Source organism: Flavobacterium sp. HTF, assembly GCF_003105115.1.
In the GTDB taxonomy this organism is placed as follows: domain Bacteria; phylum Bacteroidota; class Bacteroidia; order Flavobacteriales; family Flavobacteriaceae; genus Flavobacterium.
Genome location: NZ_QETH01000131.1, coordinates 1 through 9,246, shown reverse-complemented (window position 1 = coordinate 9,246; position 9,246 = coordinate 1). Strand labels below are relative to the sequence as shown.

The following is a 9,246-nucleotide window of genomic DNA, read 5'->3' as shown; positions in this document are numbered from 1 at the left end:
TAATTTGTTTTTATTAATCCAGTATGAAGATTCTCCTTTGATTAACTGCATGATTTTTTGGATATTTTGATCTACTCCCAAAGAAATTAAACAATGGCAATGATCTGCATAACCATTTATAAAATCAATAAAAATTCCTTTTTCTTTTGCATTCTCAATAATATGTTTCCAAACTTTTTCTCTCAATTCAATAGAGTCTAAATACGGAATCCTATTTTTGGTACTCCAGACAAAATGAATATAAATTTTAATAAACGACATAATAATATAAAAAGTTACTTCTTGCTTACCCCGGCATTTTCAAAAGTAGCCATTTCATTCAGAAAAGCTTCAGCAGATTTTAAAATAGGCAAAGCAATAGCGCAGCCGGTTCCTTCTCCAAGGCGTAAATCTAAATTTAAAACAGGTTTTGCACCTAAATAATCTAATAATTTTTGATGTGCTTTTTCTGCGGAAACATGACAGAAAACAGCATTTTGTTTTATATCCGGATTAATTTCTGAAGCTATCAGAAAGGCAGTGCTGCAAATAAATCCATCAACTAAAATCAGCATTTTATGCTCATAAGCAGCGAGCATACCGCCAGCCATTTGTATAATTTCAAAACCTCCAAAATAGGTCAGTTGTGGTATTAATTCGGCCTGACCGGCATAATTCTGAATCGCTTTTTGAAGTAAGTTTTGTTTCTGAAACAGTTTTTCATCTTCAATGCCAGTTCCTTTTCCGACACACTCTTCAATGGGTAAATTAGTCAAAACACTCATTAAAACAGAAGCCGTTGAGGTGTTACCGATTCCCATTTCGCCAAATCCAATACAGTTGCAATTGCTTTTGGCAATTTCATCAACAATCTCTTTTCCTTTCTCAAAACACAATTGAAGTTCAGTTTCACTCATTGCAGGAGCGTGGAGGAAAGATTGTGTTCCTTTGGCAATCTTGGCATTAATTAATTTGGCATTTGTCGGAAAATCATAATTTACACCAGAATCTACAATTGATAATGCAATATTATTTTGATTGCAAAAAACGTTTATGGCAGCGCCGCCTTCTAGAAAATTATTGACCATTTGTCGCGTAACATCCTGCGGGTAGGCACTAACGCCATGATTTGCAATACCATGATCGGCAGCAAAAACAACGATATTCGGATTTTTTATTTTTGGATTTAAAGTTTCAAAAACAGTTCCCATCTGAAAAGCGAGGGTTTCTAAAACCCCCAAAGCGCCAACAGGTTTGGTTTTAGAATCAATTTTTTCCTGTAAAAGACGACTGAGATCTGTGTTGTTTTCAGCTTGAATTTTTGAATTTGCCGGAAGAGTGGAAATCTCACTTTTAATTATATTTTTGATTTCCCTGCAATCCGGAGCTTCCGATTTCTGTTTCCAGTTTAATTGCTGTAGCATCGGCTGATTGTTATAATTGGTAGCCGGTTTTCCGATACAGAAATAACCAAGAGGTTCTATATTTTCGGGCAGGTCAATTATTTTTTTGAATTGATAATAATTCAAAATCGATACCCAGCCCATTCCGTAACCCTGTTCTGTTAGTGAGAGCCAGATGTTTTGTGCCGCACAAACCGAACTGAATTTAACCGCTTCGTTGCTCCCGACAGTTCCAATCGTAAACTGGTTCAGAACCGATCTGTCATAAGCGATAATAAGTCCGATTGGGGCTTCTTCAATCGCTTCGAGTTTCAGTGATTTATAATGTTCCTTTTGCTCCGGATTATCAGTAAGAGACGCAGCTTTTTCATTATAATCGAGAAACAATTTTTTAATAGCAGTTTTTACTTCAGCAGATTTAATGATATAATATTTTGTAGCATCTGTCAGACCAACAGAAGGCGCCCAATGTCCAGCCTGTAAAGCTTTTTGGATAACTTCCTCCGGAACTTCTTCGGTTGTGAAATGGCGTGTATCACGGCGCGCTTTTAAAATATCGTCTAAATGGCTCATCTGATAAAATTACGATATTTAAATTCAATATGAAATTTCAAAAAACAAATTCCAAATTCTAAAACTGCCAAAACACTGAAATTTAGAATTTTAAAACTTCGAATTTTCTCCTTTGATCTTCACCGGAATTCCCGAAACCATCAACACGACTTCATTTGCTTTTGAAGCCAGGAATTGATTCATCCAGCCTTGCAATTCGGTAAATTTTCTGCCAATATGAGTTTCAGCATGAACTCCCATTCCGATTTCATTGGTGACAATGATCAGATTTGTATTTTCCTGTATTGCGATTTTTTCAAATTCGGCTTTTGCTTCTTCCAAAGACAATAAAACATCATTTTTGGTATCAACAAAAAAGTTGGTAAGCCACAGTGTAACACAATCTACCAGAGCCGTTTTTTCTGTAAAATCAATTTCACTCAGATATTTTTCTTTTTCAATATTTGTCCAGCGTTCATCGCGTTCCTGCTGATGCCTGTCTATTCTGTTCTGGAAATCTGAATCCCATTTTCTGGCTGTTGCCACATATATTGGTGCAGATGAAAGTTGTAAAGCCAAATTTTGGGCATAGCTGCTTTTTCCGGATCGTTCGCCGCCAGTAATTAAGTAAATCATTTTTTGAGTTGGGTTGAGTTTGAAGTTGGGAGTTAAGGGTTAGGAGTTATGGGTTAAGGGTTGGTGGTTGGTGGTTAAGGGTTAAGGGTTAAGGGTTAAGGGTTAAGGGTTAAGGGTTAAGGGTTAAGGGTTAAGGGTTAAGGGTTAGGAGTTAAGGGTTAAAGGCGTGTATCATACTTCTAACGCCTAACTCCTAACTTTCTAACTTTTTTAATATGGACAATGCCTGCAGCCATTTTCACAGCAGCTGCCTCTTTTTAGATGGAACCAGGCTTTAAAGACATATTTTTCATTTTCGATATAATAGTCGATTCCTTCTATAAGCTGCGCTGTTTTTGGTAATGTTGCCGCTTTATTGCCAATGGCTCTGTCAGGAGTCAGGGTTTCTACATAAGCATCAATTTTATCTTCACAAGCTTCTTTAAAACAAACGGGACAAAGACAGTCACCGCCTTCAGAAAGATTAAAGATGGGAGGGAAATCATTACACCAGCATTTTTCCTCAGCAGAAAAATCCCCGCAACTAAAAGAAGATTCACAACCGGAGCAAACTTTTGTTTTTGTGGTATTCATGAGATAAAGATAATATTTGTTTAAGTTTGTAAGAATAAAGGTAGACAAAAAAAGTGCAAATTGATTTACCTTTGCTTTTGTTGAAAACGTAATTTTGAACAGGCAAATACCATACCCTAAAAACAATATAACCTGCTTATGAAACATTTATTATCTAAGTTTATTTTTATCCTTCCCTTTTTTGTCCTTGTCGGATGCAAAAAAAATGAACAGACAGAAACACTAAAACCGGAAATCGCTAAAAACAGTGTCGAATATGCTTCAGGACTTTCTATCGTAAACCATGGAGATTATTCGGTTGTAACGGTTTTGAATCCGTGGCCAAATGCCAATAAAAGTTATACATATGTTTTAAAGGAAAAGGATGCCAAAGTTCCGGATAGTTTACAAAGTTATACAACTATAAAAGTTCCGCTGGAATCTGTTGTAGTAACTTCGACAACCAATATTCCGTTTCTTGAGATGCTGGAAGTTGAAGATAAGCTGGTTGGATTTCCTCATACCGATTATATTTCTTCTGAAAAAACAAGAGCTTTGATTGATAAAGGTACTGTGAAAAATGTAGGACAGAACGAAAAATTAAATATCGAACAGCTTATCGAATTATCGCCTGACCTGATTGTGACTTTTGGAGTTGACAATAACAATCCGATGCTGGAGAATCTGAAAAAAAGCGGTTTAAATGTTTTTATCCAGGCGGACTGGATGGAACAATCGCCACTTGGCAAAGCAGAATGGATAAAGTTATACGGTGCTTTGTTCGGTAAAGAAGAAAAAGCAAAAGAATTATTTGATAAAATTGTAGAGAGCTATAAACAGACCCAGAAACTTATTGCAGATCAGCCTGCTACGGCAACAGTATTATATGGTTCTATGTATGAGGATGTCTGGTATGTTGCAAAAGGAAACAGCTGGGTAGCTGAGTTTATGAAAGATGCCAGGGCCAATTATTTATGGTCAGATCTAAAAGGTACCGGAAGTGAAGGCTTGTCTTTTGAAAAAGTATTGGTAAAAGCAAAATCTGCCAATTTCTGGATTGCTGCAGGTTCTTTTAAATCATTGGATGAATTCGGAAAAAGCAATCCTCACTACACTCAGTTTGATGCTTTCAAATCTAAAAACGTATATACTTTCGAAGGAAAAATTGGAGCAACGGGAGGAATCGTTTATTATGAACTGGCCCCGAGCCGTCCGGATTTGGTTTTAAAAGATTATATCAAGATTTTTCACCCTGATTTATTACCAAGTTATGAATTTACTTTTGCATCTAAATTAAATTAAGAATACTTGATAAATAAAAAAAGAAATATAATTCTGTTTTCGGTGCTTGGCTTCGCACTTTTATTGATGTTTTTTCTGGATATTAGTTTTGGTTCGGTGACAATTCCGTTTAAGGAAGTGTATACCAGCCTGACGGGAGGAAATGCCAGTAAATCAACCTGGGAATATATTATTATAAATTATCGCCTTCCAAAAGCAATTACAGCAGTTTTGGTCGGAGTCGGATTATCAATAAGCGGTTTGCTGATGCAGACTTTATTCAGGAATCCTCTGGCCGGTCCTGATGTTTTGGGTTTGAGTTCGGGAGCTATTTTAGCTGTTGCGATTGTTATTTTGGGCGCCGGTTTTTTGCCGTTATTTCTAAACGAAATAGTAGTATCAGCTTACGGAATCGTAGTTGCGTCAACTTTAGGAAGCATTGCTGTTTTGCTATTGGTTTTATTAGTGGCGCAACGTTTACGAAATACAATGGCAATTTTGATAGTCGGACTTATGTTTGGTAGTTTTACGAGCGCCATTGTTGGTATTTTGACCTATTTTAGTTCAGCCGAACAATTGCAGAAATTTACATTTTGGTCATTAGGAAATCTTGGTAACCTTCCCTGGACATCGATTTTGGTTTTGGCAGTCTGTGTAGTTTTTGGTTTGTTTTTGAGTATGAGCAGTATAAAACCTTTAAACGCACTGCTTCTGGGCGAGAATTACGCTAAAAGTATGGGGCTGAATTATAAAAAAGCCCGGCTGATTATTATTTTTGCCACGAGTATTCTGGCAGGAAGTATTACCGCTTTTGCCGGCCCGATTGCTTTTATTGGATTGGCTGTTCCGCATATTGCAAAATTGACTTTCCAAACCAGTAATCATGCGGTTTTATATTGGAGTACTTTTTTTTACGGCGCCATAATTATGCTGTTTTGTGATATCGCTTCACAATGCCCGGGATTAGACACCACATTGCCCATTAATGCGATTACCTCTATTATCGGGGCTCCGGTTGTAGTGTGGCTTTTAATGAAGAAAAGAAATTTCCAATAAGCATAAAAAAACTCAGAAACGTACTCTCTTAGCAACTTTCATATGAAAAATATCCTCACCACTTCAAGTTTAAGTATTGGCTACAAGTCCAGGAAAGAAACTGTGATTATCGCTGAGAATCTGAATCTGAATTTTGCTCAGGGAAAGCTTATTTCATTAATAGGCGCAAACGGCATCGGAAAATCGACTTTGTTGCGAACCATTACAGGAATCCAAAAACCATTGTCAGGAAATGTGTTTCTGAATGATAAAGATATTACCACTTTTAAACCACTGGATCTGGCGCAAAATTTAAGTTTGGTTTTAACCGAAAAGCTGCCTCCAAGCAATCTTACTGTTTTTGAACTGGTCGCTTTGGGCCGCCAGCCGTATACCAACTGGATCGGAACTTTAAATCCGGAAGATATTGTAAAAGTAAATGAAGCTCTGGAACTTACTCAGATTAGTCATTTAGCCCGAAAAAAACATTTCGAAATAAGTGACGGGCAGTTGCAAAAAGTTTTAATCGCACGTGCTCTGGCGCAGGATACACCATTAATTATCCTTGATGAACCTACAACACATCTTGATTTGCTGCATAAAGTCTCACTTTTTAAATTATTAAAAAAACTGACTCAGGAAACTCAGAAATGTATTTTGTTTTCAACACATGATATTGATCTGGCGATTCAGCTAAGCGATGAAATGATTATTATGACACCGGAATTTGTAATTCAGGATGAACCCTGTAATTTAATCTCAAAAGGAAGTTTTGCTACTTTATTCAAAGACGAACATATTGTCTTTGATGCAGAAAAAGGGAAGTTTATTATTACTTAGGAGCTGATCCCGCTATCCGCTATATCTTTTATTTTTTTAAAGAAAAAAAATAAAAGGATGCCGCTTCTATCGGGGCTAGGGATTTACTTCTCATAAGAAATTATCTGTCCTGCAAGGTTTTTAAAACCTTGTAGGTTTGAATATAATTTTATTAAGAAGTCTCAACAATACCTACAAGGTTATTAAAACCTTGCAGGAAGTAAATTAAAGTTTCAGTCCAATTTGTCTCTTCGCTTCGCCGACAACAAAAGCTACCGAGTTGGCAATATTAAAGCTTCTGATTAACTTCGACATCGGAATTGTTAAATGATTTTCAAAACGAGCGAGGACTTCTTTACTCAATCCAACACTTTCCTTTCCGAAAACCAGCCAGTCTCCATCCTGAAAATCAGTTTCCAGATAAGATTTTTCGGCATGTGAACTCATTAAAAATACACGCGACTGATCTGGAATTTGCTTTATCCATTCCTCAATATTTTGGTATTCGGTAACATCAAGATGAACCCAGTAATCCAATCCTGAACGTTTAAGATTTTTGTCATTAATCACAAACCCAAACGGATGGATTAAATGTAAGCGGCTTTCAGTACCAACGCATAAGCGCCCGATATTTCCCGTATTATTTGGTATTTCCGGTTCTACAAGAACAACGTTTAGCATTTTTTTAAGGTTAAGGGTTAAGGGTTAAGGGTTAAGGGTTAAGGGTTAAGGGTTAAGGGTTAAGGGTTAAGGGTTAAGGGGAGGAGTTAAATATCAAAGAATTTTAAAATAATTATCTCATTACCAAATCGACACATTATCAAATTATCAGATTATCAAATTGACACATTCTCAAATTATCTCATTCTCAAATTGACACATTCTCAAATTGACACATTCTCAAATTATCTCATTATCCAATTTAAAATTTGGAACTTCAAGAACTTCTCCGGCTTTTAGATTTTGCAAATATACATTTCCTATCCGAACCCGAACCAGTCTCAAAGTAGGAAAACCAACCGCAGCCGTCATTTTTCGAACCTGGCGAAATTTCCCTTCATTTACCGTTATAGAAGCCCAGGAAGTGGGGCCGTGACGTTCGTCCCTTATTTTTTTTGCTCTTGGTCCAAAATCCGGAACTTCGGAAACAATAAATGACTTGCAGGGTTTTGTTTTGTACTTTCCGCCGTCAAAACCAATTTCAACGCCTTTTTGTAATTGCTCGATGGCTTCAGGCGTAATGATGCCATCCACTTGTACATAATATTCTTTCTCAACTTTTTTGCTTCTGATCTGTTCGCTCACTTTTCCATCCGTAGTCAGTAAAAGCAAACCTTCGGAATCTTCATCAAGGCGGCCAATAGCCATTGTACCTTCGGGAAAATCGTATAACTCTCCCAAAAGCTTTTTCTTTCTTTTTAATTCATAAATAAACTGGCTTAGGTAGCCGTAAGGTTTAAAAAGAATAAAGTGATGTTGCATGCCAATTATTTTGTGCAAAGATAGTTTTGTTTTATTATCCAAAAGCAATGTTAAATGGTTTAGTTTTCGGTCTGAAAATTCGTAATATTATAATAGAAATTTTAAAAAAGACTATTATGGGAACCAATGATTTAGGCTCTAAAAAGATAAATGGAGTACAAAAAAATACAGACGAATCTAAAGGGAAAAATGTTTCGCACGATAAAAACCCGGATGATTTAAAACTTAAAAAAGAAGTAGTAACAGATCAGGAAGGCAACAAAGAAGTTGTAGATCGGGCAAGAAATGAAAATGAGAAAATAACCGAAGTTGCAGATCAAAAAACAGCAAACAGCAAAAGCGGAAACCGTGGCGTTACGACAGAAGAAGAAGCCAAAAAAACGGTAGAGAATAAAGACCGGAATTCTGATATAACGGCGAACCGTTATCCAAACTCCCATCCTGATAATCATAAAGACCGTGGGAACATGAAATTAGATGACGAGGATTAATTACAATACAAAATTTTAAGCTTGTAAAGGTCATCTTATTGTAAAATAACATTTGATTAGCATAAGGCGTTAATGTTATTGTAAACCCCGTTTTTGCTATGGCTGGCCATTGATGTCTTCGTAAATTAGAGGTATCAATTTTTAAAATACAATAAAATGGGACTTTTAGAAAACAAAGTTGCTTTTGTGTCCGGGGCAGGTTCAGGAATTGGCCGTGCTGTTGCAGAAGCATACGCTCGTGAAGGAGCAAAAGTAATTATTTCGGATGTAAATGTTGAGCACGGTGAAGAAACCGTAAAAGCAATAAAGGATAAGGGAGGGGAAGCTTTTTTTATAAAAGGAGATTCTTCCAGCGCAAGTGATAATAAACGCCTTGTTGAAGAAACAGTTGTTAAATACGGCCGACTTGATATTTCCTGCAATAATGCCGGAATGGGAGGCCCTGCAAAACCAACCGGAGAATACGAACCGGAATCCTGGGATAAGGTTATTGCATTGAATCTGAGTGGTGTTTTTTATGCCTGTCGCTATCAAATAGAACAAATGGAAAAAAATGGAGGCGGAAGTATTGTAAACATTGCCTCAATTCATGGACAGGTTGCGGCACCCAATAGCGTTGCCTATACAGCATCAAAACATGGGGTTGTAGGGTTAACCAAAAATATAGCAACAGAATACGCCCAGAAAAATATACGTTGTAATGCCGTTGGTCCCGGTTATATCGAAACTGCATTGCTAAAAGATAATTTAAACAAAGATGCTATGAATGCCGTTGCGGCAAAAGCACCAATGAACCGTTTAGGAACTGCTGAAGAAATTGCAGAACTTGTTTTGTTTTTAAGTTCTGATAAATCTTCTTTCACTACCGGAAGTTATATCATTTCTGATGGAGGTTATACTGCCGTATAAAAAAACCTTTCAAAAGATTTTAAGACCGTCTGAATTTCAGGCGGTCTTTTTTTATACGCCCCATTATAAATAAGTTTTTTCTTCTTAATTGTAAAAAATGTTTAGTA

11 protein-coding genes are annotated in these 9,246 nt (G+C 36.6%); 5 read left to right on the top strand and 6 right to left on the bottom strand.

Translation table 11 applies throughout. The features are described 5' to 3' along the window. The 4 genes from DCO46_RS21385 to DCO46_RS21370 form a co-directional block, all read right to left on the bottom strand. Positions 1-261: transposase (locus DCO46_RS21385; protein ID WP_133244621.1), on the bottom strand; the 261-nt coding region annotated here is incomplete at its 3' end. Between the two features lie 14 nt (positions 262-275). Then, a complete protein-coding gene (gene cobT / locus DCO46_RS21380; RefSeq protein WP_116754504.1) occupies positions 276-1,955 on the bottom strand; it encodes a nicotinate-nucleotide--dimethylbenzimidazole phosphoribosyltransferase in 1,680 nt (559 codons plus the stop codon). A gap of 90 nt (positions 1,956-2,045) precedes the next feature. Continuing rightward, positions 2,046-2,570, bottom strand: coding sequence for a bifunctional adenosylcobinamide kinase/adenosylcobinamide-phosphate guanylyltransferase (gene cobU, locus DCO46_RS21375; RefSeq protein ID WP_116754503.1), 525 nt, complete (start codon positions 2,568-2,570; stop codon positions 2,046-2,048). A gap of 210 nt (positions 2,571-2,780) precedes the next feature. Then, the gene (locus DCO46_RS21370; protein WP_116754508.1) at positions 2,781-3,143 is read right to left on the bottom strand and encodes a DUF5522 domain-containing protein; all 363 of its coding nucleotides are present in this window, start codon (positions 3,141-3,143) and stop codon (positions 2,781-2,783) included. A 138-nt stretch (positions 3,144-3,281) separates the two neighbouring features. Between DCO46_RS21370 and DCO46_RS21365 the strand changes: the two genes are divergently transcribed. From DCO46_RS21365 to DCO46_RS21355, 3 genes are read left to right on the top strand one after another with little or no spacing between them, the layout of a single operon-like run. After that, the gene (locus tag DCO46_RS21365) at positions 3,282-4,424 is read left to right on the top strand and encodes an ABC transporter substrate-binding protein (protein ID WP_116754502.1); all 1,143 of its coding nucleotides are present in this window, start codon (positions 3,282-3,284) and stop codon (positions 4,422-4,424) included. 6 nt (positions 4,425-4,430) lie between these two features. Next, positions 4,431-5,459: an iron chelate uptake ABC transporter family permease subunit gene (locus DCO46_RS21360; RefSeq protein WP_410503671.1), complete on the top strand. Its 1,029-nt coding sequence runs from the start codon at positions 4,431-4,433 to the stop codon at positions 5,457-5,459. Between the two features lie 42 nt (positions 5,460-5,501). Then, positions 5,502-6,278, top strand: coding sequence for an ABC transporter ATP-binding protein (locus tag DCO46_RS21355; RefSeq protein WP_116754501.1), 777 nt, complete (start codon positions 5,502-5,504; stop codon positions 6,276-6,278). Between the two features lie 204 nt (positions 6,279-6,482). Here DCO46_RS21355 and DCO46_RS21350 read toward each other — a convergent pair whose 3' ends face one another. Together DCO46_RS21350 and DCO46_RS21345 are read right to left on the bottom strand one after the other, a co-directional pair. Beyond that, positions 6,483-6,938: a tRNA (cytidine(34)-2'-O)-methyltransferase gene (locus tag DCO46_RS21350; protein WP_116754500.1), complete on the bottom strand. Its 456-nt coding sequence runs from the start codon at positions 6,936-6,938 to the stop codon at positions 6,483-6,485. 219 nt (positions 6,939-7,157) lie between these two features. Beyond that, positions 7,158-7,739, bottom strand: a complete 582-nt coding sequence (locus tag DCO46_RS21345; protein WP_116754506.1) for a pseudouridine synthase — start codon at positions 7,737-7,739, stop codon at positions 7,158-7,160. A gap of 116 nt (positions 7,740-7,855) precedes the next feature. On the opposite strand from DCO46_RS21345, the gene DCO46_RS21340 reads away from it, so the two are divergent. Together DCO46_RS21340 and DCO46_RS21335 are read left to right on the top strand one after the other, a co-directional pair. Next, positions 7,856-8,230: a hypothetical protein gene (locus DCO46_RS21340; RefSeq protein ID WP_116754505.1), complete on the top strand. Its 375-nt coding sequence runs from the start codon at positions 7,856-7,858 to the stop codon at positions 8,228-8,230. A gap of 156 nt (positions 8,231-8,386) precedes the next feature. Next, positions 8,387-9,139, top strand: a complete 753-nt coding sequence (locus DCO46_RS21335; protein WP_116754499.1) for an SDR family NAD(P)-dependent oxidoreductase — start codon at positions 8,387-8,389, stop codon at positions 9,137-9,139. Positions 9,140-9,246: the final 107 nt, after the last annotated feature.

Excerpts from the sequence above, each read along its gene's own strand:
- DCO46_RS21340 (WP_116754505.1), top strand. The coding sequence starts at position 7,856 with ATGGGAACCAATGATTTAGGCTCTAAAAAGATAAATGGAGTACAAAAA.
- DCO46_RS21350 (WP_116754500.1), bottom strand. The coding sequence starts at position 6,938 with ATGCTAAACGTTGTTCTTGTAGAACCGGAAATACCAAATAATACGGGA.
- DCO46_RS21370 (WP_116754508.1), bottom strand. The coding sequence starts at position 3,143 with ATGAATACCACAAAAACAAAAGTTTGCTCCGGTTGTGAATCTTCTTTT.
- DCO46_RS21335 (WP_116754499.1), top strand. The coding sequence starts at position 8,387 with ATGGGACTTTTAGAAAACAAAGTTGCTTTTGTGTCCGGGGCAGGTTCA.
- DCO46_RS21345 (WP_116754506.1), bottom strand. The coding sequence starts at position 7,739 with ATGCAACATCACTTTATTCTTTTTAAACCTTACGGCTACCTAAGCCAG.
- cobT (WP_116754504.1), bottom strand. The coding sequence starts at position 1,955 with ATGAGCCATTTAGACGATATTTTAAAAGCGCGCCGTGATACACGCCAT.
- DCO46_RS21355 (WP_116754501.1), top strand. The coding sequence starts at position 5,502 with ATGAAAAATATCCTCACCACTTCAAGTTTAAGTATTGGCTACAAGTCC.
- DCO46_RS21365 (WP_116754502.1), top strand. The coding sequence starts at position 3,282 with ATGAAACATTTATTATCTAAGTTTATTTTTATCCTTCCCTTTTTTGTC.
- cobU (WP_116754503.1), bottom strand. The coding sequence starts at position 2,570 with ATGATTTACTTAATTACTGGCGGCGAACGATCCGGAAAAAGCAGCTAT.